Below are 22,677 nucleotides of genomic sequence, written 5' to 3'. Positions count from 1 at the left end.
CCTGGTCAGCCCTACGGTGACCGCGTCATCCCAGGAGCCGACGGAGGCAGCCATGACTGCACTGGAAGACCGCCCGCGCACCGCCCTGCTCGTCATCGACGTGCAGAACGGCGTCGTCGGGAACGCCTACGACCGCGACCGCGTCGTCGGCAACATCCGGCAGCTCGTCGAGAAGGCCCGCGCCGAGCAGGTGCCGGTGGTGTGGGTCCAGCACTCCGACGAGGGGATGCCGCAGGGCTCTGCGGAGTGGCAGTACGTCCCCGAGCTGGAGCGGCTCGACTCCGAGCCCCTGGTGCACAAGACCTACGGCGATTCCTTCGAGGCCACCGACCTGGAGGCGCACCTCGCCGAGCGCGCCGTCGGGCGGCTGGTGGTCACCGGCGCGCAGACCGACGCCTGCATCCGCTCGACGCTGCACGGCGCCCTGGTGCGCGGCTACGACACCACCCTGGTCGCCGACGCGCACACCACCGAGGACCTGCGCCAGTGGGGCGTCCCGATCGGCCCCGACCAGGCGATCGCCTACACGAACGCCTACTGGGGCTTCGCGTCCGCGCCGGGCCGCCGCGGCAGCGTCACCCCCACCGCGGAGGTCGACTTCTCGGACGGCTGAGCGGTCCGGGCGCAGCCCAGCGCCCCGGGAGCAGCCTGGCCCGGGGGCATCATCAGCCCGACGGCCGGGGCACGCCGTACCGGTTCGGTGAGGAGGAGACCCATGCCAGCGCTCCGACGGTCCGACCGCGTCCGCCGGCGGCGGCGGATCGACATCGTCGTGATCGTGCTGGTCGCCCTGGCCGTGGGCGTGCTGACGACCGTCGTCGCTCTCGCCGGGGGCGGGGAGCGGGTGCGCCTGCTGTGGGTGGCGGCGACCGTCGCCGACGACGGCAGCGCCCGCGTCACCGAGGTGATCGACTACGACTTCGGCGGCGAGGAGCGACGCGGCATCCTGCGCCGGGTCCCGGGCCTGGACGCCGCCGCTCCGGTCGAGGTGTCGTCGCCGGACGCCCCCGACGACGTCACGGTCACCGAGGCCGGGGAGATCCGGATCGGGGACCCCGACCGGACGGTGACCGGCCGGCACCGGTACGTCCTCCGCTACACCCTCGACGGCGTCGCCTCCGGCGACGCGCTGGCCTGGAACGCGGTGGGCACGGGGTGGGACGTGCCGATCGACGACGTCCGGGTGCACGTGAGCGCGCCGGCCGAGCTGGCGCAGGGCCGGTGCTCGGCGGGCGAACCCGGGTCCACCGAGCCCTGCGACGTCGAGCAGGCGGAGCCGGGCCGGCTCGTCGCCCGGGTGGACGCGCTGGACGCCGGCGAGGGGGTCACCGTCGCCGGGACGACCGGTGACGCTCTCGACGGCGCCCCCGCGCTCCCCGCGCCGCCGGCTCCCGCACCACCGGCGGACGGCGCGGATCCGCTGCTGCCCGGCGCCCTCGCCGGCGGCCTCGCGCTGCTGGCGGCGGCGGTCACGCTGGCCGCGATCCGGCGCGCGGGCCGGGAGCGGGTGCCGGCGGCGGGCATCCCGGTGACGTCCGCCCCCGGCGAGGAGGCGCGGGTCGACCTCGCCGTGCTCGCCGACCACGCCGCCCCCTCCCCCACGCTGCCCGCCGGGCTGTCCCCCGCGCAGGGCGGCGTGCTGCTCGCCGGGTCGGTGACGACGGCGCACAAGGCCGCCTGGCTGATCGACCAGGCCGTGGCCGGCACCCTCGACCTCGAGTCGCCCGCCGGGCATTCCGACGAGGTGACCCTGGTGCGCCGGGAGCCCGGCGACGGTCCGGTCCGCCGGCTGCTGGACCTGCTGTTCCGCGGCCGCGAGCGGCTGCCGCTCGGCAGCTACGACGAGGGCTTCGCCAAGGGCTGGGCGGAGCTGGGCACGGACCTCAGCGCCTGGCAGCGCAGCAGCGGTCTGTGGGACATCGCAGCGGACCGGCGCACGGTGTGGATCCGGGTGCTGGGCGGCCTGGCCGGGCTGGCCGGCGCCGGCCTCGCGCTGTTCGCGGGGTACCTGTCGATCGGGGACGTCGGCCTGCCGCTGGTGCTGGCCGCGGTCGCAGGTGCGCTGGCCGGGGCGGGCGCGGCCGCGGCGATCGCCGGGTGGGAGCTGCGCGTGCTCACCGCCGCGGGCTCGGCGGCCTGGCTGCAGGTGGAGTCGCTGCGGCAGTTCCTCGCGTCCGCACCACCGACCGCCGTGGACGAGGCGATCGGCTCCGGCCGGCTCGGCCGCTACACCGCGTGGGCCGTGGCGCTGGGCGAGGCGGAGCACTGGGCGGAGCTGGCTTCCGCCGGACGGGCGCCGGCCCGGTCGCACCCCGGCGGCCGGCACCTCTCCTACGCGGCCCTCGGGCCGGTCGTCGTCGCCGGCTGCGGCACGGCCGGCACCGCGCCGCCGTCGGCCGGCGGGGGCAGCAGCACGAGCGTGGGCGGCGGGGCCGGTGGTGGTGGCGGCGGCTCCTGGTGACCCGCGCACGGGCAGGTGGCGCAGCAGGCGGGAAGACACCCCGGACGCACGAGAGCCCCGGTCAGCGACCGGGGCTCTCGTACGCAACAGGGGTGGTGGAGGTGGCGGGAATCGAACCCGCGTCCTTCGACGCATATCCAGGGCTTCTCCGAGCGCAGTCCGCTACTGCCTCTGCTCGACCCCATCGATCTCGCGAACAAGTCGATGTGACGGGCCCAGTCGCTGTTTGATGTCCCGCGAACGCCCGCGACCGGCGCTCACGGTGAGTCATCTAGCTGATGCCAGGATCCGGGCCGATGACGAACCCGGGCTGACAGAGTCGCCTCGCTACTTAGGCAGCGAGGGCGAACTCGCGCTGACTGGAGTCGGCGCTTGTGTGTTTTGCAACGCGTGGTTAACGAGCTCATCGTTGCCTTCCTCGGCTCGCTTCCCCTGGACACCCGACCGAAGTCGAGACCAATCACCCCCTGTGTAGTTGTGCAGCCAGCGTAACCCTCCCGGCCGACGAGTTCTTCCCCGCACGCCGTCCCCGTCCCCCGTCCGTGTCGGGACCGGCCGGTCAGATCCAGTCGCGGCGCTTGAACACCAGGTACAGCGTGAGGCTGACGCCGAACATCAGGACCAGCGCGAACGGGTAGCCCCACCACTCGTCGAGCTCGGGCATGTGCTCGAAGTTCATGCCGTACACGCCGCCCACCAGACTGGGCGCGAAGAGGATGGCCGCCCAGGCCGAGATCTTCTTGACCTCCTCGCCCTGGGCGATGCTCGTCTCGGTGAGCTCGCGGATCTCCTCGTTCTGCCGCTGCGCCACCAGGGTCGCGTTGACGGTGAGGATGTCGCGCAACTGCAGCCGGAAGCCCTCCACCCGCTCGTTGACCTGCACCACGTGGTCGGCGACGTCGCGCAGGTAGCTGCGCAGCTCCTCGTCGACGCCGTACTTGTCGAAGCCCGCGGTGATGGCCGCCAGGATGCCGGTCAGCGGCTGCGCGGCGCGCTGGAACTCCAGCACCTCCTGCGACAGCTCGTAGATGCGCCGGGAGACCCCGGGGTCACCACCGAAGACCTGGGTCTCGATCTCGTCGATGTCGTTGGCGAGCCCGTCGACCACCGGCCGGTAGCCGTCGACGACGGCGTCCAGGGTTGCGTACAGCACCGCCTCGCTGCCCTTGGCCAGCAGCGCCGGGTCGCTCTCCAGCCGGCGGCGCACCCGCGACAGGTCGGGCGACTCGCTGTGCCGGACGGTGATCGCGAAGTCGGGCCCCAGGAAGAGGTGCAGCTCCCCGAACTCCACCTCCTCGAGCGCGTCCAGGTACCGGGCGGACTTCAGGACGACGAACAGCGTGCTGCCGTACCGCTCGAACTTGGGCCGCTGGTGGGCCTTGATGGCGTCCTCGACGGCCAGCTCGGGCAGGTCGTAGAGCTCGGCCAGGGCGCCCAGCTCGTTCGGCTGCGGGCGGTACAGCCCCATCCACGCCAGCCGGTCCTCCCCCAGCGCCAGCTCCTCCCGGCTCTCGGCCGCGGTGTCCGGCGTGGCGATGCGCCGGCCCTCGGAGTAGACCGCGTTGTCGACGATCCGCGAGGGCACGGCCGGCCCGCCGGGCAGCGCCGCGGACGCCGTCGCGCCGCTCGGCGGCCGGACGGGCTCGATCCGGGGACGTCGGGTCAGCGTGGTGAGGGCGCTCAGCGGCGCGAGGCGGCGCTCGGTCATGACGGGCTCCCGGGGCGAGGGGACGGCGGTGGGCACCGGAGTGGCCCTCCTCGCCGGCCCGTCCCTGTCCGCGCCTCGTGTACGGAGCGGCAGGACCGGGTCCTCGTTCAGGCGGGGAGGACCTCGGGATCGGTACTGGGAGGCTCGCTGCGCACGACGGCCTCCTCCCGGGTCCGGCCGCCCGCCCGCGCGTCACGGCCGTCGTCCATGGTCCCACGCGAACGGCGCCGTCCCGAGGGTGTCCTCGCCCACACGGGTGACCGCCGGCGGCGGATCAGCCGGCGACCTCGCCGTCGGGCAGCGGCACCTCCAGGGCGACCAGGAACCGGGAGACCATCGCGTACCCCGCCACGGTGGCGGTCAGCTCGACGACCTGGCGGTCGTCGAGGTGCTCCCGCACCGCCGCGAACACCGGGTCGGGCACGGCGACGGCCCGGGTCGACGCATCGACGAACCGGAGGACGGCGGCCTGCGCCTCCGTCCAGCCGGGGCCCGCTGCCGGGTCCGCCGTCCGCAGCGCCCGGAGCTGGCCGTCGGTCAGCCCGGCCCGCTGCCCGATCGGGGCGTGCGCGGCCCACTCGAACTCGGCGTCGTTGAGCACCGCCACCCGCAGGATGACCAGTTCGCGCAGGTCCGCCGGCAGCGTCGTCCCCGAGCGGAGCGCGCCCAGCAGCGCGTTCCACCCGGCGGCCACCGGCGGGCTGTGCAGCAGCAGCCGGTCCAGCGAGCTCAGCCGGCCTCCCCGGCGCGCCCGCACCAGGTCGGCGACCTCACCCTCCTCCGAGGCGAGCGGCAGCCGCGCGTCCGCGTCGTTCGCCACCTCAGCCCCGTCCGAAGATGCCGTGGCCGAAGGCGCCGTTGGCGGTCAGCACGCGGGACAGCCCCTTGCCGATCTCGACCACCCGCTCGGTCTTCTCGGCGCCCAGCGACAGCCACGGGTCGGCGGCCAGGGCGTCGGTCTGCATCTCGATGCGGGCGCGCAGCTCCGCGCCCTCCTCGGTCAGCCCGGCGTCGTCGAGCAGCCCGCGGTCGGCGAGCGCGGCGCAGGCAGCGTCCCACTGCTCGTCGCTCCACCCGCGGGTGGCCTTGGCCGCCTGCACGGTGAAGCCCCGCCCGGTGGCGCAGTGGGTGATCAGCGCCTCCAGGCCCGTCAGGCCGGCGTGCACCAGGACGGCGACGTGCCCGTCGCCCCGGTGCTCGCGCAGCAGCGTGGCCCCGTGCCACAGCGCGAGCAGCGGCTCCTCCGGCCACGGCAGCTCGGCATGCCCGGCGTAGAGCGGCCGGCCCTCGGCGCTCAGGTCGGTGCAGGCCTCGCGCAGCAGCCCGGCGAGCTCGGCGATCTCCGGGGAGCCGGCGACCTCCTCGCCGAGCAGGCGGGTGAGCGAGGCGCGCGCGGCGTCGAGCCGGGCACCCTGCACCTGGTCGGGCGCGGCGAGGGTCCAGGCCCGCGGGATCATGTGCGCGACCAGCGACGGCGAGAAGTTGTAGAAGGTCGCCGTCACGACGCCGGCGCCCACGGCCCCCATCGGCGCGGCGCGGCCGGCGAAGTAGACCATCCGCCCCGGCCGCAGGCCGAGCGCACCCAGGTGCTCGTCCTGCTCGGGGGCGAAGTACAGGTGCGAGTGCAGCGGGTCGATCGCGCGGTGCGCGCGGCCGACGAGTGCGGGATCGAACGCGAGCTCTGGCTGATCGACGCTGACCATGGCCGGACCCTAGCGAGTGACCACCGGAGGCCGCGCGACCGACCATGCGACGCGGGTGCGCACCGTCTCGAAGCCGAGCCGTTCGTAGAGCCGCAGCGCCCCGGTCACGTTCTCGCTGTCGACGTCGAGCCCGGAGGTGCGGCAGCCCTCCGCGGCGGCCCTCCGGAGCGACTCGAGGATCGCCGCCGGCGCGATCCCGCGGCCGCGGGCCGCCGGCAGGACGCCGATCTGGCCCAGCACCACCTCGCGGTAGCCGCGCGCTCTCGTGTCGGATTCGTAGACGTAGGCGAGGACGTAGCCGCAGACGGCGCCGTCGGCCAGGGCGAGCACCGACAGGTCCGGCCGGAACGCGCGCTGCCCGGTGAACAGCGCCTGCCACGACGCCGCGTCGCGCTCGCTGGACCCGTGGTGCTCGGTGAACGCGGCGTTGTGCGCCTGCCGGACCTCCTCGTCGCGGTCCGACGTGAAGGGCACGAGCTGCACACCGGGGACCGGCTGCGGCTCGGGCAGACCGGTCAGCTGCCGCTCCATCGAGTGGAACCAGCGCTCGGCCGCGAGGCCGCGGCGCGCGAGCAGGCGCTCGAGCTCCGGCTGGGTGCCGAGCGCACGCGCCACCAGCCGGGCCGGGGCCTCGGGGTGCCGCTCGGCGTGCACCTCGACGGCGCGGGCCAGCTCCCAGTCCAGCAGCGCGGATCCGATGCCGCGGCCGCGGTGCTCCGGGTGCACCCGGCCGTCGAGGTTGATCCGGAAGACGTCCCGGAACGTGGCGCCGGCGAAGACGTCGGCGAACCCGGCCAGGGCGCCCTCGGCGTCGCAGACGGCGATCCCGTCGCGGGCCGGGTCGACGCCCCACCCGGCCCAGTCGTCGGCGACGTCGTCGGCGTCGGGGAACTCGCCGGTGTCGTCGCGGGGCTCCGCGGCGACGAGCAGCGCGGCCACCGCCGGGATGTCGTCGGTACGGAGCGGGCGGGCGGTGAAGCCGGCGGGCAGGACCGGAAGAGCGGGCACGGAGGACGAGGGTAGGCAGCGGGCAGCACGGCGGCGACCGATTTCTACAGTCGCACGAACAGGCAGAACGGGTGGCCGGCCGGGTCGGCGTAGACGTGCACGTCCTCGGCGGCGTCGGTGTGCCTCCCGATCCGGCGCGCCCCGGCCTGCTCCGCGCGGGCCGACGCCGCGTCGAGGTCGTCGACCTCGAAGTCCAGGTGCAGCTGCATCTGCTGGGCACCGGGCTCGGCCGGCCACACCGGCGGCACGTGGTCGGCCTGGCGCTGGGAGGACAGCCCCGGACCACCGTCCTCCGGCCGCAGCGTGGTCCACTCCGGGTCGTCGTCGCGGATCGGCCAGCCCAGCAGCCGCTGGTAGAAGCGGGCCAGTCCCTGGGGGTCCGGCGTGTCCAGGACCGCCGCCGTCAGGCGGATGCTCGGGGTCACGCCTCGATCGTGAACAGCCGCGCCCCGTTGTGCCAGAGGACGGCGCGCAGCCACTCCTCCCCCAGGTCCAGCCGGTGCAGCGCCTGGAGCTGGTGGGCGTAGGGGTACGGGATCGACGGGAAGTCGCTGCCGAGCAGGATCTTCTCGCGCAGCGCCGCCAGCCGCGGGCGGTCGGCCGGGTCGAAGGGCATCAGCCGCTCGGTGAAGTCGGTGGCGAACATCGTGGTGTCCAGGTGCACCCGCTCGTAGCGTTCGGCGAGGTCCAGGAAGTCGCGGTACTCGGGCATGCCGAGGTGGGCGATGACCAGCTGCAGCCGCGGATGGCGCTCGAGCAGGCCGCTCATCGGCGCCGGCCCGGTGTGCTCGCCGGCCAGCGGGCCGGAGCCGCAGTGGATGACGACCGGCGTGCCCGCCTCCTCCAGCCGCGCCCAGACCTCGTCGAGCAGGGGGTCGCGCGGGTCGAAGGCGCCCACCTGCACGTGCACCTTGAACACGCGCACGCCGTCGGCCAGCGCCTCGGCGACGTAGCCGGGGGCCTCGGGCTCCGGGTAGAAGGTGGCCGACCGCAGGACCGGCGGATGGGCCGCGGCGAACGCGGCCGACCACTCGTTCAGCCAGGCCGCCATGCCGGGCTTGTGCGGATAGGGCAGCGTCGGGAACGCCCGGACGCCCAACCGTTCCAGGAGGGCGAGCCGCTCCTCCACCGGGAGGCGGTAGGCGACCGGCCAGTCGGCGCCGTAGTGCGTCCCGGCCGCCTCGAAGTACTGCCAGACCTTGGCCTGCACCGGCTCGGGCAGGAAGTGCACGTGCACGTCCACCAGCCCAGGCAGGCCGAGCTGGCGCCAGTACCGCGGGACGTCGGCGTCGTCGACCGGTGGTGCGGTGCTCACGGGACCGTGACGACGACCTTGCCGCGGACGTGCCCGCCCGCGACCAGCCGGTGCGCCTCCACCAGGTCGGCCAGCGGGAACGCCTTGGCGATCGGCACCCGCAGCTGGCCTGCGTCGGCCATCCGCCCGAGCTCCTCCAGGTCGGCGTGCTCGGGGCGGACGAAGACGTAGCGCCCGCCCAGCTCGTTGACCGAGGGGTCGACCACCGAGGCGATCCGCGACCGGTCCCGCACCTGGTTCGGGGCGTCGGCCAGGGTGTCGCCGCCGACCAGGTCGAGCACGGCGTCGACCGGCTCGGACAGCTGCCCGCTGATCGGCCCGGCGGAGTAGTCGAGCACCTCGGCGGCGCCGGCGTCCGTGAGGAAGCCGTGGTTGCGCGGACTCGCGGTGCCGATGACGCGCGCCCCCAGGGCGACGGCGATCTGCACGGCGTTGAACCCGACCCCGCCCGAGGCGCGGTGGATCAGCACCCGGTCGCCCTCGCCGACCTCGAGCGCCTCGGTCAGCGCCTGGTAGGCGGTGAGCCCGGCGAGCGGGAGCGCCCCGGCCTCGGCGAAGGAGAGCGACGCCGGCTTGTGGGCCAGGCAGCGCTGAGGAGCTGGCACCAGCTCGGCCGCCGTCCCCCACTGGACGTCGTCGCGGCGCACGTAGCCGAACACCTCGTCGCCGGGCCGGAAGGCGACCACCGCGGGGCCGACCGCCTCGACGACGCCGGAGACGTCCCAGCCCGGGATGATCGGGAAGTTGTGCGGGAAGAAGCTCGCCAGCCCGCCGGCGCGGATGCCCATGTCGACCGGGTTCACCCCGGAGGCGTGCACGCGCACGAGCACGACGTCGGGTCCGACGGGTGGCTCCGGGAGGTCGTCGCGCAGCGTCAGGACGTCGTCGTCCCCGAACCGGTCGTAGGCCATTCCTCGCATGCCGTTCACCGTAGGCCGACCGTGGCGGGCCGGCTCAGCGGTGTCGCCGTCGGCGTTCCCCGCCTCTGGCCGCCGGCCATCGGCTGGAACGTCATCCGCACGGGTGCATCGCCCCTGGCGGGTCGAGCGGTTCACCGCGCGATCAGCGACGGCCCTTCACGTACCGGCCGAAGGCCTTCTGGATCTCGCGGCGGGAGTCGCGCTCGGCGAGGTCGTGCCGCTTGTCGTAGGACTTCTTGCCCTTCGCCAGCGCGAGGGTCGCCTTGACCTTGCCGTCCTTGAAGTACAGGTCCAGCGGCACCAGGGTCAGCCCGCCCTCGCGGGTCTTCCCCACCAGCTTGTCGATCTCGACGCGGTGCATGAGCACCTTGCGCTTGCGGCGCGGGGCGTGGTTGGTCCAGGTGCCCTGCACGTACTCGGGGATGTGCACGTGCTGCAGCCACACCTCGCCGTCGTCGATCGAGGCGAACCCGTCGACGAGCGAGGCACGGCCGGCACGCAGGCTCTTCACCTCGGTGCCGGTGAGCACCAGACCCACCTCGAAGGTGTCGAGGATCGAGTAGTCGTGCCGCGCCTTCTTGTTCTGGGCGATGAGCTTGCGCCCGGTTTCACGCGGCAATGCCCCTCCGTCGTCCTCCGGACGACACCGCGACCAGGTGCCGTCTCCCGTTGCGACGAGCGCGTCCCGGGCGTCTTCGTGGGGGCCTCCGGCCCCCCGTTCCTCGGCCCGCCCCGCAGGGCGTCTCGCCTTTCTCCTACAACCTTACGTACAGGCGCAGGGTCACGTAGGCGGCGATGCCGGCGAGCGCGACGCCCACGCCGGAGACGATGACGCTGTTGGTGATGATCGCGTCCCACTCGACCGGCGGGATGATGCCCGCCTTGATCGGGCCGGCCAGCGTGCGGTCGATGAAGAGCACCTTGGTCAGGATCAGCCCGCCGGCGGCGAGCAGGCCGCCGATCAGGCCGGCGAACGCGGCCTCGAGGATGAACGGCAGCTGGGTGTACCAGCGGGAGGCGCCGACCAGCCGCATGATGTTCGTCTCGTTGCGGCGGTTGAACGCGGCCAGCTGGATGGTGTTCGAGATCAGCAGCAGCGCCGCCAGCGCCTGGACGACCGCCACGGCGATCGTGGCGTTGCGCGCCCCGTTGAGCAGGCTGAACAGCCGGTCGAGGAAGTCGCCCTCGTCGCGCACCTGGTCGACGCCGTTCTCCCCGTTGGGGAACGCGGCGGCGATGACCTCGTAGCGCTCGGGGTTCACCAGCTCGACGCGGAAGCTCTCCGGCAGCGCGTCGGCGGGGGTGTTCTCCACCAGCTCCGGCTGCTGGCTGAACTGCTGCCGGAAGCGCTCGTAGGCCTCGTCGCGCGACTCGTAGATGAAGTCCGCGACCTCCGGCGAGGCGCTCAGCTCCGACTCGATCGCCGATCGCTGCTCGTCGGTGACGTCGTCGGCCAGGAAGATGGAGACCTGCACCTTGTCGTAGTAGATCTCCTTCATGTCGGAGATCATCCCGGCGATGAGCAAGCCGGTGCCCATGAGGCCGAGCGAGATGGCCGTGGTCAGGATCATCGCGACCGTCATGGTGAGGTTGCGACGCAGCCCGGTGGCCACCTCGGAGAGCACGAAGTTGACGCGCATGGATTCCCTGTCGTGGAGTGCGTGCGGACGCGGTCGGTGGTGTCGGTGCGGCGGGCGCTGCTAGCGGCCCACGCCGTAGACACCGCGCGACTGGTCGCGGGTGAGGACTCCCCCGTTGAGCTCGATGACGCGGCGGCGCATGGAGTCCACGATGTGGTAGTCGTGCGTCGCCATGATCACCGTGGTGCCGGTCCGGTTGATCCGCTCGAGCAGCAGCATGATGCCCTCGCTCGTCTCCGGGTCGAGGTTTCCGGTCGGCTCGTCGGCCAGCAGCACCAGGGGCCGGTTGACGAACGCGCGGGCGATGGCGACCCGCTGCTGCTCACCACCGGAGAGCTCGCCGGGCAGCCGGTGGGCCTTGCCCTCCAGGCCGACCATCTCCAGCACCTCCGGGACGACGCGCTTGATCGTCCGGTGCGGCTTGTTGATGACCTCGAGGGCGAACGCGACGTTCTGCGCCACCGTGCGGTTGCGCAGCAGCCGGAAGTCCTGGAAGACGCAGCCCATGGTCCGGCGCAGCTTCGGCACCTGCCACTTGCTCATGGTGTTGAGCACCTTGCCGTTCACCGAGACGGTGCCCGACGTCGGGTCGTCCTCCTTCAGCAGCAGCCGCAGGAAGGTCGACTTGCCCGAACCGGAGGACCCGATGAGGAAGACGAACTCTCCCTTGTCGATCTCCGTGGACACGTCGTCAAGGGCAGGCCGGCCGCTGGCCGGGTACAGCTTGGTGACGTGTTGCAATTCGATCACGAGGCGCCACGGTACTAGTCCCGGGGCCCGGCACGGTCCGTTCGCCACGGAACGCTCCGGACTCGTTCTCGCCCTGTGTCACCGGAGCGGCGCAACGGCCCGGTCACCCGGTCACGGACGGTTGCATCCGGCCCCAGATAGCACCGGAATGTGACCTCACTCGCGGTGCCCCCGCGGCCGTCAGGCGGGCTGTCAGGCGGTCCTATCCTCAGCCGCCTTCCGCGCCCCGGTCCGCTCCTCGCTCGTTCCTCGCTGCGATGCTCCCGCGGCTGTCAGGCGGCGGTGGTCTCCTGCTGCTTGCGCCAGCGGATGCCGGCCTCGATGAACGAGTCGATCTCGCCGTCGAGGACCGCGGCGGTGTTGCCGGTCTCCTGCTCGGTGCGGAGATCCTTGACCATCTGGTACGGGTGCAGGACGTAGGAGCGCATCTGGTTGCCCCAGCTGCTCCCCTCCCCCTTGAGCGCGTCCATCTCGGCCCGCTGCTCGGCCTGCCGGACGACGAGCAGCCGGGCCTGGAGCACGCGCAGCGCGGCCGCGCGGTTCTGGATCTGGCTCTTCTCGTTCTGGCAGGACACCACGATGCCGGTCGGGATGTGCGTCATCCGGACGGCGGAGTCGGTGGTGTTCACGCTCTGCCCACCGGGCCCGGACGACCGGAAGACGTCGACCCGGATCTCGTTCTCGGGGATGTCGACGTGGTCGGTCTGCTCGACGACCGGCAGCACCTCGACGCCGGCGAAGGAGGTCTGCCGGCGGCCCTGGTTGTCGAAGGGCGAGATGCGCACCAGCCGGTGCGTGCCCTGCTCCACCGAGAGCGTGCCGTAGGCGTAGGGCACCTTCACCGAGAAGGTGGCCGACTTGATGCCGGCCTCCTCGGCGTAGCTGATGTCCAGCACCTCGGTCGGGTACTTGTGGCGCTCGGCCCAGCGCAGGTACATCCGCATGAGCATCTCGGCGAAGTCGGCGGCGTCCACACCGCCGGCCTCCGACCGGATGGTCACCAGCGCCTCGCGGGAGTCGTACTCGCCGGAGAGCAGGGTGCGCACCTCGAGTTCGGCGATGGCGCTGCGGATGCTCTCGAGCTCCCGCTCGGTCTCCGCGATGGTGGCCTCGTCGTTCTCCTCGGCGGCCATCTCGTGCATCAGCCCGACGTCCTCGAGCCGGCCCCGCAGCTCCTCCACCCGGCGCAGGTCACCCTGCATGTACGAGAGCTTGGAGGTCAGCGCCTGCGCGGCCTCGACGTCGTCCCAGAGATCGGGGGCGGCGGCCTGCTGCTCGAGCTCGGCCACCTCCCGGCGGAGTCGGTCGACGTCGAGAACGGCCTCGATCGACCTCAGGGTCGTGTCGAGTTCGTCCAGGACGACGGAGAAGTCAGCGGCCACGTCGACCCAGGGTAGTGCGCCCTCCTGCCGGGTAGGCAGGGATGCCATGACCGACCCGCAGCAACCACGCTCCCGGGAGGACTACGCGCGCGGCCTTCCCGACCACCACGACCCCACCGCCGGCCTCGGTGGCGCGAGGCCGGCCCGGTCGGCGCTGACCCTCCGGCTGGTCCTGGCCGTCTTCGGCCTGGTCGTCTGCGTCGGCGGCGGCATCCTCATGCTGCGGGCCGACCCGGTACCGGTCGCGTTCCCGATCGTGCTGTTCGTGCTCGCCGCCATCGCCGCGGTCGACATCGTGGTGATCCTGCGCCGGAAGGCGCGCGGCGAGCCGGGCTGACCCCACCCGTCAGCGGCCGGCGAGGACGTAGGGCGCGAGCGCCGGCTCGTCCGCCACCTCCGGGGCGTCACCCTCGCTGTCGGTCGCGTAGCCGACGAAGGCCGCGTAGTCGGAGGCGAAGGTGGCCGGATCCACCCCCGGCTGGAACAGCTGGGCGCAGGTGGTGAGCGGGATCCGGCCGCGCTCCGCCGGCCCGTCATGGGTGAGCGCGTCGACGACGATCGCGTAGCCGACCGGGTCGTAGCTGCCGATCGCGAAGTGGTCGGCGGCGTTGGCCGGGCAGACCTCCTGGGTGGCGATGTTGGCGATCCGCCCCGAGCCGGTACGCAGCGCGGAACTCGCCTCCGGCGGGGTGTTGGGGACGACGATCTCGTCGGCGGCCGTGTACGCGACGGTGTAGTCGACCCCGGCGAACGTCTCCGCCCCGCTGTTGAGCGCCGCCAGGAACTGCGACTGCGAGGCCTGCTGGTGGTTGGCCGGCGTGCACGGGCCGGTGCTGCACGTGGCGTCGGCCAGCACCGTGCCGTGGTTGGACGGCGAGAGGCCCACGAGGTCGTCGACCAGCGCGCGGGTGTCGGGCCAGAAGCGCAGCGCCCAGCGGGGCACCATCCCGCCCTGGCTCCAGCCCACGACGTCGACGTCCCGGCGGGCCTGCTGGCTGATGCTGCGGATGGCGTGCACGAGGTACTCGCCGGCCACCTGGATGTCGCCGGTGGCGTCGGAGGGCAGGGTGACCGCGCACCAGCGCCAGCCGCGCTGGTCGAAGGCGCGCATGTAGTTCCAGTCGAAGCCGACCTGCGGGTCCATCGTGGTGCCCGGCACCAGCAGGATCGGGTCCTGCCGCAGGTCGCGCAGCGGGCCGTTGCAGGTGAGGCTCGCCCGGAGGTCGGTCTGCGGCACCGACAGCGCGGGGCCGCGCTGGTCCAGCGGGGCGTACTCGCCGGTCGACGTCGTCGGGGCGGGCGCCGCCGTGGCGACACCGCCACCCAGCAGGACGGCGGCCAGCGCCGAGCTCAGGGCGGTCAGCAGCCGGGACCTCGGCATCGGGGCGTCTCCTCGGGGGTTCGGGCGCGCGCTGCCGCGCGCTCTCGGGAATCCAACGACCGAGTGTCCACACGGTTGTGGTCCCCGCCACTCGAGCTGCCGTCCGGCGAGCCCGACCCGGAGCCGGGACGAACGGCTCAGCCGGCCGGCGTCCCCGGCCGCGCGCGCACCCACGGCACGAACTCGTCCCCCGGCATCGGCGGGGCGATGTGGAAGCCCTGGGCGTACCGGCAGCCCAGCTCCGCGATCCGCTGCAGCTGCGCCGCCGTCTCCACCCCCTCCGCGAGGCTGCGCATGCCGCAGGCCCGGGCCAGCCCGATGACTGCGGCGACCGCCGCGACCGACTGGCTGTGCGGGTCGTCCGCTCCGGCCACCAGGCTCTTGTCGATCTTGAGCACACCGGCGGGGATGGCGACCAGCTGGCTCAGCGACGAGAAGCCGCTGCCGAAGTCGTCGATGGAGGACTCCACGCCGAGCTCGCGCAGCCGCCGGAACTGCTGCGCGGCACGGACCGGGTCCTCGGCGGCGCTGGTCTCGGTCAGCTCCACGAGCAGCTGGGAGGCGTCGAGGCCGGCCCCGTGCAGCGCGGTCAGGACGTCGTCGACCAGGGTGCCGGTGGCCAGGTGCACCGCACTGATGTTGACCCCGGCGACCACGGTCACGCCGTTGTCCCGCCAGGCGGCCGCCTGCCGGCAGGTATCGCCCAGCACCCAGCGGGTGAGCGGGATGATCAGCTCGTACTGCTCGGCCACCGGCACGAACTCGCACGGCGGCACCAACCCGCGCTCGGGGTGCCGCCAGCGCACCAGCGCCTCGGCGCCGGTGACCAGCCCCGTGGCCACCTCGAGGACCGGCTGGTAGTGCAGCACCAGCTGGCCGTCGGAGATCGCGTCGCGCAGCTCGCCCGCCAGCTGCATCTTGCGCTGCACCCGGTCCCGCAGGTCGGGGCTGAACACCCGCACCCGGTTCCGGCCGGCGGCCTTGGCCGCGTACATCGCCAGGTCGGCGTCGCGGACCAGGTCGGTGGACCGGACGCCGGCGCGGTCACCGGCCGGGGCGCCGGCGATCCCGATGCTGGCGCTGAGCCGGTGGGTTCGGCCGCCGAGGTCGAAGGGCTGCTCGAAGGTGGCCTGGCAGCGGTGCGCGAGCAGCTCGGCGCCGTCGCCGTCGCAGTCCCGGCAGAGGACGACGAACTCGTCGCCGCCCAGCCGGCCCACCGTGTCCTGCGCGCGGGTGCTGTCGAGCAGCCGGCCGGCCAGCTGCCGCAGCAGCTCGTCGCCGACGTCGTGGCCGAGGGAGTCGTTGACGTCCTTGAAGCCGTCGACGTCGAGGAAGAGGACGGCGACCGCGGGGCGGCGCGGGTGCTGCAGCTCCGCGTCGATGAGCTCGTGCAGGTGGGCCCGGTTGGGCAGCTCGGTGAGCGAGTCGTGCCGCGCCCGCCAGGCCGACGCCCGCTCGGCGCGGACCCGGGCGGTGATGTCGACGTGGGTGACCACGACGTGGCCCGCCTCGTCGACCCGGGAGGCCCGGATGTGGTACCAGCGGGTGCCGGAGCCGGAGTTCTGGGAGGCGGAGTAGTCGAGCGCGACCTCGGTGCGCTCGCCCCGGGCCAGCTCGCGGAGCTGCCGCATGAGCTCGCGGGAGCCGTCGTCGTCCCGGACACCCGTGCTCTGGTCGTAGTAGCTCTTCCCCACCCCGACCTCGAACCGGTCGCCGTGGAGCTGGGCGGCCCGCTGGTTCCACGCCTCGTTGCCCAGGATCATCAGGCCGTCCGGGTCGAGCAGGACGGTGGGGAACGGAACGGCGTCGAGCACCGCCTCCACGAGGTCGGAGTCGCGCTCCGCCGAGCCGGAGCGGCGGCGCACGTCCAGCGGCAACCCGGCTCTGCCCGGTTCTGGTGGCACGGTCCCTCCGCTGGTCCTGATCGCGCCCGGCGGCGTCCCTCCTCCATCGGCACGGGCGACCGCCGGCACGACGCACCGGGCGCCCCCACCCGCGGAAAGGGGTGAGTCACAGGGTGCCGTATCAGGGCTGCCGCGTCTCCCCGGCGATCCACCGCAGGTAGTCGGGGTTGCCACCGACGAGCGGGAGCGCGATGACGCAGGGCACCTCGTAGGGGTGCAGCTCACGGGTGCGCGCCACCACCGCCGGGACCAGCGAGCGGCGGGTGTGCAGCGCGACCCGGGCCTCCACGCTGTCGTGCACCGCCCCCTCCCAGCGGTACACCGACCGGATGGGGACGGTGTGGTGGCCGCAGGCGACCAGCCGCTCCTCCACCAGCGTGCGGGTGCACCCGACCAGCCACTCGACGTCGTCGGCGGTGACGACGACCTCGCAGAACTCCTCGTCCATGCGGGCATCCTCTCCCGCCCGATCGGCACTCCTTGCGTGGAACCGGTGGTCCCGGGGGTAGGGGGCGGTCATGACCGACGACATGACGATCCAGCTGGACAGCGAGGAGTACGTGCTGCGCCGGGAGGGCGACGGCCTCCAGATCGGCCGGCGGGTGGGCGGCGACGTGACCTGGTTGGACACCGTGGAGGGCAGCCTCCTGCCGGCTCCGGCCCGCGAGGCGCTCGAGCGGGGCGACACCTCCGACGAGGCGCTGCAGCGCGCGGTGCGCGGCGTGGTGCAGGCCGAGGTCGAGCGCGGCGGCTGATCCCGTCCGGGTGGCCGCGGCGGCGCCCGCCGCCGCGGCTGCCCAGCTCCCGCGCCCGCCACGTCCCCGGGGCCGCGGTGTGCGCCCGGATACGCCTGAGCGCGGTTGTCAGCGCCTCGTCAGCAGCGCTCATGCGCATCCGGGCGGGAATCGAGCCTCACCCGTCGACGTAGCGGTCGCGCTCGACGACGAACTGGCCGGTGGCGGTGTTGGACTCGACGAACTCCGGCAGCAGCGGGATCCGCACCGTGACGGTGACGCAGACGGAGAACTCCTCCCCCGGTGCCAGCGCCGGTGAGTAGCTGCCCGCGGCGTCGCACCCCGCGCCGGCCGGGGCGTAGGCCAGCCGCAGATCGGTGACGTCCACCGACTGGTCCTCCACCGCCAACTGCGCCGCCCGCAACGCCCTCTCGTGCCCGATGACCGGGTCCGGCGCGGTGCCCATCGCCCGCCCGGCCTCCCGGGCCGCCGCCTGCGAGGCGAACACCCCCCGCTGCACCGCCGAGAACCCGGCGACGACGTAGACCAGCGGCACGAACACCACCAGCGCGATGAACACGAACTCCACCAGCGCCGACCCGCGCTCGCCCTCGACCTGCCCGAGCCGGGCGCGCAGCCACCTCACGCGGCTTCCTTCATCGACCGGCCGGTGACCTCCAGCGGCAGCACGCTGCCCAGCGCCGCCAGCAGCGAGGGCACCGAACCCGAGCAGCGCACCACCACCAGCGTCGCCCCGCCGGGTTCGGCCTCCTCCCCCGACGTGCACACCAGCCCCTGCGCCGTCCGCACCGACGTCGCCCCCGCCACGATCTCCACGGTGCGCGCGGCACCCAGCGCCGAGTCGACGTCGGCGTGCGCGGCGTACCGCGCCCCCTCCTGCGCGCTGGCGGTGACCACGTTGCGCACGTGCACGTAGACCGCCATCTGCAGCACCGCCAGCAGCAGCGCCACGATCAGCAGCGAGACCATGACAAAGTCGACGACGGCGCTGCCCCGCTCCCCGCCGTCCGGAACCCGGTCCGGCCGCTCAGGCACCGCTCGTGACGGAGGTGAGCGCGTTGGTGACCGCGTCGACGATCGCCGCGCGGAACGGGATGAGGATGGCCAGCACGAGGGCCGCGGTCATCACGGTGATCATCACCCAGCCGGGCACGTCACCCCGTTCGGGATCGTCGCCGCGCAGCCGCTCGGTCAGGGCGACGAGGGCCGCGGTGAAGAAGGCGTAGGGACGCATGGAGGCTTCCTTTCCGGTTGTCCGCGGGCTCACTGCGCCAGCGAGACGATGCTGATCAACCCCGGGAACAGGGCGAAGAGGACGGTGACCGGCAGCACCAGGAAGACGACCGGGACCATCATGGCGATCTCTTTGCGGCCGCCGGCCTCGAGCAGCCGGCGCTTGCCGGCCTCCCGGACGTCGGCGGCCTGGGCGCGCAGCACCTCGGCCAGCGGGGTGCCGCGCTCGATGGCGACGAGCAGGCCGTCGATGAACCGGGCGAGCGGGTCCAGCGAGGTGTGGTCGGCGACCTGCTGCAGCGCGTCGACCAGCGGGACGCCGGCCCGCGCGCGGCCCAGCGCCGCACCGAGCTCCCGGGCGAGCTCGCCGCCGGAGAGCCGGGTGACGCGGGCGATGGCGGCGGCCGGACTCTCCCCCGCCGTCACCGCCAGCGCGAGCAGCTCGGCGACCACCGGGAACTCGGCGAGCAGCAGCTGCTCGCGCTTCTGCACCTGCTGTGTGAGCCACCAGTCGCGGCCGAGCACGCCGCCGGCCAGCCCGGCCACGCAGAGCAGGCCGACCGACAGCACGTTCAAGTCGCCGGCGGCCAGCGAGCCGACGGCTGCCACGACCGCGGCGGCCAGCAACCCGAGCCCGCCCCACACCACCTGCTCGATGCGGAAGTCCTCGACGGTCATCTCCCCGCCGAGCGCGTCGAGCCGGCGGCGCACCGCGGCCCGGCCACCGAGGAGGCGGTCGACCATCCGGGCGCCGTTGCCGATCGAGGGCCCGGCGATCCGGCGGACGGCGGTCAGCATCCCCGGCTCGGTGGCCGTGCCGAGCAGCCGCGACGGCGGCGGGGTGTCGTGCACGTAGGGCGCCAGCCGGTCGACCAGCCGGACGGGGCGGAACGGCGGCGCGTACGTCAGCACCAGGACCAGACCGGTGGCGGCCAGCAGGCCGAGCAGCATCCCCACCACGCCGGCGCTCACCGGAGCACCCCGCTCACCGGAGCACCCCGCTCACTGGAGCACCCGCACGTCCTCGGGCAGGCGCCCGATCCGCAGCATCAGCCGGTAGGCGGCCAGGCAGACCGCGCCCCCGCCGAGCAGGATCGCCGTGCCCAGCGCCGAGTCGTAGGCCGCCAGCGTCGTCGACTGGGTGGCGAGCAGCAGCAGGACCGCCCAGGGCGCGGCAACCGCCAACCGCGCGGCCTGCACCACCCAGCTTTGCCGGGTCTCCAGCTCGGCGCGGGCGCGGGCGTCCTCGCGCAGGAACGCCGACAGGGTGCGCAGTACCCGGCCCAGATCGCTGCCACCCACCTCGCGGGCCACCCGGAGCGTCTCCACGATGCGGTCACCCACCGGATCGGCGAGGTCGTCCTTGAGCCGGTCGAGCGAGTCGCCGAACCGGCCGGTGGAGCGGTATTCGGCGGCGAACCGGGCGAACGGCGGCCGCAGCGCCTCCGGGCCGCGGGAGGACAGCGCCGAGAGCGCCTCGGGCAGCGAGAGCCCGGCCCGGACGGCCGAGGCCAGGTTGTCCACCACCTCGGGCCACACCTCCCGCAGGTCGGCGCGCCGCTTGCCGGCCAGCCGGCGCACCTGCACCTGCGGCAGCAGGAAGCCGAACAGCCCGAACACCAGGCTGACGGTGACCGTGCCGGTGGTGAGCAGGACGACGACGGTGACCAGCAGGCCCAGCCCGATCTGCAGCGCGAGCAGCTGGGCGGCGTTGATGCCGGTCAGCCCGGCCGCGGCCAGCTGCTGCTGCCGGCGGCCCGGGCGGCGCGGATCGGTGCGCGGCTTCGCGGCCCGGGAGCCGCTGCGCCAGATGAGCAGCAGGCCCACCCCGAGCAGCAGCCCGAGCAGCGCGCCGGACTCCGTCATGCCAGCAGACCGGCGAGGTCGAACCCGGCGGCGGCGAACCGCTCGGCGTGCGGCGGGTAGCCGTCGGCCCGCACCAGCCTGCCGTCCCGGCTGGTGAAGACGTCGGCGGTCTCGATGACGCCGTCCTCGGACCGGCCCGGCAGCGCGACGATCTCACGCACCCGCCGCCGTCCGTCGGCGTCGGTGCCCACGTGCACCACCAGGTCCACGCTGGAGGCGACGGTGGGGACGACGAACGACGTCCCGATGTTCTCCCCGGCCAGCAGCGGCAGGGTGCACATCTTCACCACGGCCTCGCGGGCGCTGTTGGCATGCAGCGTGCACATGCCGGGCAGCCCGGAGTTCAGCGCGATGAGCAGGTCCAGGCACTCCTCCTGCCGCACCTCGCCGACGACGATCCGGGAGGGCCGCATCCGCAGCGCCTCCTTCACCAGCCGGCGCAGCGGGATCTCCCCGGCGCCCTCCAGGTTGGGCTGGCGGGTCTGCATCGAGACGACGTCCGGCAGCGGTACCCGTAGCTCGAAAACCTCCTCACAGGTGATCACCCGCTCCCGGGCGGGGACGGCGGCGCAGAGGCAGTTGAGCAGCGTCGTCTTCCCGGCCTGGGTGCCGCCGGAGACCAGGATGTTGAGCCCCGAGGCGACCGCGGCCTCGAGGAACCGGGCCGCGGGTGCCGTGATCGTGCCCAGCGCCAACAGCTCGTCCAGGGAGTGCGCCTGCAGCACGAACTTGCGGATATTCACCGCCATGTGCCGGCGGGTGATGTCGGGCATGAGGCTGTGGTTAGCATGCATGTGTGCCCACTCAGCGACGCCGCACCAAGCGCACCAGCGATGGCCCCGTGCAGGCGTCCATCTACGTCCGCATCTCCCTGGACAAGACGGGTGAGGGCCTGGGGGTCGAGCGCCAGGAGCAGGCCTGCCGCGAGCTGTGCGAGCGCATGGGCTGGGAGGTGCGTGAAGTGTTCTGCGACAACGACATCAGCGCGACAACCGGCAAGCGTCGTCCCGGCTTCGAGGCCCTCTTGGCCTCGGACCCTGACGTCATCGTCGTGTGGCACACGGACCGGCTGGTCCGACTCTCGCGCGATCTCGAGCGAGTGATCGACCTGGGCGTCAACGTCCATGGGGTGACCGCTGGGCACATCGACCTGAGCAACCCTGCGGGCAGGGCCGTCGCGAAGACGATCACGGCATGGGCTCAGTACGAAGGTGAGCAGAAGGCCGAGCGCCAACGGGCAGCCGGTCGCCAACGGGCAACCCGCGGCCGAGCCTGGTGGGGCTCCCGCCCCTTCGGCTTCGAGATGGACGGCACCCACCGAGCGACCGAGGCCGAGGCGCTGCGGGAAGCGTATGCCGGGGTCCTCGCCGGAGCCTCGGTCGCCAGCCTCGCCCGCGACCTGAACGCGGCCGGTCACGTGACCACCTTCGGTAAGCCGTGGGGACCGGCGTCCCTGCGGCCGGTGCTGCTGAACGCACGCAACGCTGGCTTGCGAGAGTACGACGGCGAGATCATCGGACCCGCGAGCTGGCAGGGCATCGTGTCCGAGGAGACGTACCGCGCGGCCTCGCGCATCCTCACCAATCCAGCACGGGGCAAGGGCGGGCGAGGCCCAGCCGCGTCGGCGCTGCTCACTGGAGTCGCCGTCTGTGGAGTGTGCGGCAGCGGCGTGAAACAGAACCGCCGATACCACTGGAGGAACGAGGGCGAGTCGTACTCGATCTACGTCTGCAAGGCAAAGTCCTGCGCCTCGGTCCCCACCGAGTATGCCGACGGGCGAGTTTGGCGGGAGCTAACCAAGGCACTCCCCGATCCCGAGTTCCACGCTGCATGGGCAACCCCTGCACCCACCCAGGACACGGGCGACGAGGCTGCCGCACTCCGCGAGGAGGAGCGCACCCTTCGCCAGCGGTTGACGGAAGCTGCGGAGGACTACGCGGCAGGCATCCTGACCCGCGCACAGGTCCATACAATCACCATCAAGACCCGCACTCGCCTGGACGAAATCGAGTCGGAGTTGGCACAGATCGGTAGCGCCTACGACCTCTCCTCAGTGCTGGGAGACATCGAGTACGTCCACGAGCAAATCGAGAGCATGGCGCCCGAGGAGCGCCGAACGCTCGTCCGCGCGGTGGTCGACCGGGTCACGCTGCACCCGCGCCCCAGAGGCACCAAGACGATCACCCCGGATTGCGTACGCGTGACCTTGCGGTCGACGGCAGACATCCGCCTGCACCAGTGAGGCTCCCCATGCGCCCCGCCATCCGGATCAACACCCAAGCGCATAACGAGGACATGACTTGTTGAGCTACGAAGAGACCATGGCCGCCGGGCGAGCCGAATACGCCGACGTGATCGGCCGCCTGACGGGCATTGGCCTGCCAACACAGTTTACGCAGACCGGGGGCATGAACGCGGCTCTGGAAGTATGGCTGGATGGCGGCTACAGCATTCTCGTTACCGAGTCCGACGATTCGCTCGCATGGTCGAGGGCCGAGCATCGCGATTGGGGGGTAGCCCTCTATCCGCCCAGTGAGCAGTACGATGGGGAATGCTTGATGGCCGCTGTATCCGATGATGGATCTGTCGACGCACTTCTCATCCTCGTTCAGGAACTGCTTGCCAGTGCCGTAGCTCGCCCAACGGACTAG

Annotated in this window: 26 protein-coding genes and 1 other RNA gene; 6 read left to right on the top strand and 21 right to left on the bottom strand. The window is 73.1% G+C overall.

What is annotated here, in order from left to right; translation table 11 throughout:
- Positions 1-52 precede the first annotated feature (52 nt).
- Positions 53-613, top strand: coding sequence for an isochorismatase family protein (locus ACI790_RS03515; RefSeq protein ID WP_456568398.1), 561 nt, complete (start codon positions 53-55; stop codon positions 611-613).
- A gap of 102 nt (positions 614-715) precedes the next feature.
- Positions 716-2,461 carry a DUF2207 domain-containing protein gene (locus tag ACI790_RS03510; protein WP_456568397.1) on the top strand — a complete coding sequence of 582 codons (1,746 nt, stop codon included), beginning with the start codon at positions 716-718 and terminating at the stop codon, positions 2,459-2,461.
- Positions 2,462-2,554: 93 nt separating this feature from the next.
- Here the strand turns inward: ACI790_RS03510 and ssrA are convergent.
- The 12 genes from ssrA to prfB all read right to left on the bottom strand — a co-directional run bounded on the left by ssrA (position 2,555) and on the right by prfB (position 12,887).
- Positions 2,555-2,929, bottom strand: a transfer-messenger RNA (tmRNA) gene (gene ssrA / locus ACI790_RS03505).
- Positions 2,930-3,020: 91 nt separating this feature from the next.
- The gene (locus ACI790_RS03500) at positions 3,021-4,169 is read right to left on the bottom strand and encodes a magnesium and cobalt transport protein CorA (RefSeq protein WP_456568396.1); all 1,149 of its coding nucleotides are present in this window, start codon (positions 4,167-4,169) and stop codon (positions 3,021-3,023) included.
- A 274-nt stretch (positions 4,170-4,443) separates the two neighbouring features.
- Positions 4,444-4,989, bottom strand: a complete 546-nt coding sequence (locus tag ACI790_RS03495) for a carboxymuconolactone decarboxylase family protein (RefSeq protein ID WP_456568395.1) — start codon at positions 4,987-4,989, stop codon at positions 4,444-4,446.
- A 1-nt stretch (position 4,990) separates the two neighbouring features.
- A complete protein-coding gene (locus ACI790_RS03490; protein WP_456568394.1) occupies positions 4,991-5,872 on the bottom strand; it encodes an SCO6745 family protein in 882 nt (293 codons plus the stop codon).
- Positions 5,873-5,881: 9 nt separating this feature from the next.
- A complete protein-coding gene (locus ACI790_RS03485) occupies positions 5,882-6,880 on the bottom strand; it encodes a GNAT family N-acetyltransferase (protein ID WP_456568393.1) in 999 nt (332 codons plus the stop codon).
- Between the two features lie 44 nt (positions 6,881-6,924).
- Entirely contained in the window at positions 6,925-7,305 is a 381-nt protein-coding gene (locus ACI790_RS03480) for a VOC family protein (protein ID WP_456568392.1), read from the bottom strand.
- Positions 7,302-8,195, bottom strand: a complete 894-nt coding sequence (locus ACI790_RS03475; protein WP_456568391.1) for an amidohydrolase family protein — start codon at positions 8,193-8,195, stop codon at positions 7,302-7,304. The genes ACI790_RS03480 and ACI790_RS03475 overlap by 4 nt, the downstream gene beginning before the upstream one ends.
- Positions 8,192-9,115, bottom strand: a complete 924-nt coding sequence (locus ACI790_RS03470) for an NADP-dependent oxidoreductase (protein ID WP_456568390.1) — start codon at positions 9,113-9,115, stop codon at positions 8,192-8,194. The genes ACI790_RS03475 and ACI790_RS03470 overlap by 4 nt, the downstream gene beginning before the upstream one ends.
- 142 nt (positions 9,116-9,257) lie before the next feature.
- Positions 9,258-9,734, bottom strand: a complete 477-nt coding sequence (gene smpB, locus ACI790_RS03465) for an SsrA-binding protein SmpB (RefSeq protein ID WP_347059679.1) — start codon at positions 9,732-9,734, stop codon at positions 9,258-9,260.
- A 136-nt stretch (positions 9,735-9,870) separates the two neighbouring features.
- Positions 9,871-10,755: a permease-like cell division protein FtsX gene (ftsX, locus tag ACI790_RS03460; RefSeq protein WP_456568389.1), complete on the bottom strand. Its 885-nt coding sequence runs from the start codon at positions 10,753-10,755 to the stop codon at positions 9,871-9,873.
- Positions 10,756-10,815: 60 nt separating this feature from the next.
- Entirely contained in the window at positions 10,816-11,505 is a 690-nt protein-coding gene (gene ftsE / locus ACI790_RS03455; RefSeq protein WP_456568388.1) for a cell division ATP-binding protein FtsE, read from the bottom strand.
- A 272-nt stretch (positions 11,506-11,777) separates the two neighbouring features.
- Positions 11,778-12,887, bottom strand: coding sequence for a peptide chain release factor 2 (gene prfB, locus ACI790_RS03450; RefSeq protein ID WP_456568387.1), 1,110 nt, complete (start codon positions 12,885-12,887; stop codon positions 11,778-11,780).
- Between the two features lie 46 nt (positions 12,888-12,933).
- Here prfB and ACI790_RS03445 point away from each other — a divergent pair, with 46 nt between their 5' ends.
- Positions 12,934-13,224 carry a DUF6343 family protein gene (locus tag ACI790_RS03445; RefSeq protein ID WP_456568386.1) on the top strand — a complete coding sequence of 97 codons (291 nt, stop codon included), beginning with the start codon at positions 12,934-12,936 and terminating at the stop codon, positions 13,222-13,224.
- Positions 13,225-13,233: 9 nt separating this feature from the next.
- Here ACI790_RS03445 and ACI790_RS03440 read toward each other — a convergent pair whose 3' ends face one another.
- The 3 genes from ACI790_RS03440 to cutA form a co-directional block, all read right to left on the bottom strand.
- Complete coding sequence (locus ACI790_RS03440) at positions 13,234-14,268, bottom strand: lipase family alpha/beta hydrolase (RefSeq protein ID WP_456568385.1); 1,035 nt, start codon at positions 14,266-14,268, stop codon at positions 13,234-13,236.
- Positions 14,269-14,405: 137 nt separating this feature from the next.
- The gene (locus ACI790_RS03435; RefSeq protein WP_456568384.1) at positions 14,406-16,172 is read right to left on the bottom strand and encodes a putative bifunctional diguanylate cyclase/phosphodiesterase; all 1,767 of its coding nucleotides are present in this window, start codon (positions 16,170-16,172) and stop codon (positions 14,406-14,408) included.
- 121 nt (positions 16,173-16,293) lie between these two features.
- Complete coding sequence (gene cutA, locus ACI790_RS03430) at positions 16,294-16,620, bottom strand: divalent-cation tolerance protein CutA (protein ID WP_456568383.1); 327 nt, start codon at positions 16,618-16,620, stop codon at positions 16,294-16,296.
- A gap of 70 nt (positions 16,621-16,690) precedes the next feature.
- On the opposite strand from cutA, the gene ACI790_RS03425 reads away from it, so the two are divergent.
- The gene (locus ACI790_RS03425; RefSeq protein WP_456568382.1) at positions 16,691-16,927 is read left to right on the top strand and encodes a hypothetical protein; all 237 of its coding nucleotides are present in this window, start codon (positions 16,691-16,693) and stop codon (positions 16,925-16,927) included.
- 157 nt (positions 16,928-17,084) lie between these two features.
- On the opposite strand, the gene ACI790_RS03420 is transcribed toward ACI790_RS03425, so the two are convergent.
- Genes ACI790_RS03420 through ACI790_RS03395 form a run of 6 tightly spaced genes read right to left on the bottom strand, consistent with a single transcriptional unit; the run spans position 17,085 to position 20,799 of the window.
- Positions 17,085-17,552, bottom strand: a complete 468-nt coding sequence (locus ACI790_RS03420; protein WP_456568381.1) for a hypothetical protein — start codon at positions 17,550-17,552, stop codon at positions 17,085-17,087.
- Entirely contained in the window at positions 17,549-17,962 is a 414-nt protein-coding gene (locus tag ACI790_RS03415; protein WP_456568380.1) for a TadE/TadG family type IV pilus assembly protein, read from the bottom strand. The genes ACI790_RS03420 and ACI790_RS03415 overlap by 4 nt, the downstream gene beginning before the upstream one ends.
- On the bottom strand, positions 17,955-18,161 hold the full coding sequence (locus ACI790_RS03410; RefSeq protein ID WP_456568379.1) for a hypothetical protein: 207 nt from the start codon (positions 18,159-18,161) through the stop codon (positions 17,955-17,957). Before ACI790_RS03410 ends, ACI790_RS03415 begins: the two co-directional genes overlap by 8 nt.
- A gap of 29 nt (positions 18,162-18,190) precedes the next feature.
- Positions 18,191-19,132 carry a type II secretion system F family protein gene (locus ACI790_RS03405; RefSeq protein ID WP_456568378.1) on the bottom strand — a complete coding sequence of 314 codons (942 nt, stop codon included), beginning with the start codon at positions 19,130-19,132 and terminating at the stop codon, positions 18,191-18,193.
- A 30-nt stretch (positions 19,133-19,162) separates the two neighbouring features.
- Positions 19,163-20,026: a type II secretion system F family protein gene (locus ACI790_RS03400; RefSeq protein WP_456568377.1), complete on the bottom strand. Its 864-nt coding sequence runs from the start codon at positions 20,024-20,026 to the stop codon at positions 19,163-19,165.
- Positions 20,023-20,799, bottom strand: coding sequence for a CpaF family protein (locus ACI790_RS03395; protein ID WP_456568376.1), 777 nt, complete (start codon positions 20,797-20,799; stop codon positions 20,023-20,025). Before ACI790_RS03395 ends, ACI790_RS03400 begins: the two co-directional genes overlap by 4 nt.
- Positions 20,800-20,822: 23 nt before the next feature.
- Between ACI790_RS03395 and ACI790_RS03390 the strand changes: the two genes are divergently transcribed.
- Positions 20,823-22,268 carry a recombinase family protein gene (locus tag ACI790_RS03390; RefSeq protein WP_456568375.1) on the top strand — a complete coding sequence of 482 codons (1,446 nt, stop codon included), beginning with the start codon at positions 20,823-20,825 and terminating at the stop codon, positions 22,266-22,268.
- A gap of 58 nt (positions 22,269-22,326) precedes the next feature.
- Positions 22,327-22,677 carry a hypothetical protein gene (locus ACI790_RS03385; RefSeq protein WP_456568374.1) on the top strand — a complete coding sequence of 117 codons (351 nt, stop codon included), beginning with the start codon at positions 22,327-22,329 and terminating at the stop codon, positions 22,675-22,677.

The sequence above is a fragment of the Blastococcus sp. SYSU DS0539 genome (assembly GCF_054050855.1).
This window is presented reverse-complemented; position numbering and strand designations above follow the sequence as displayed.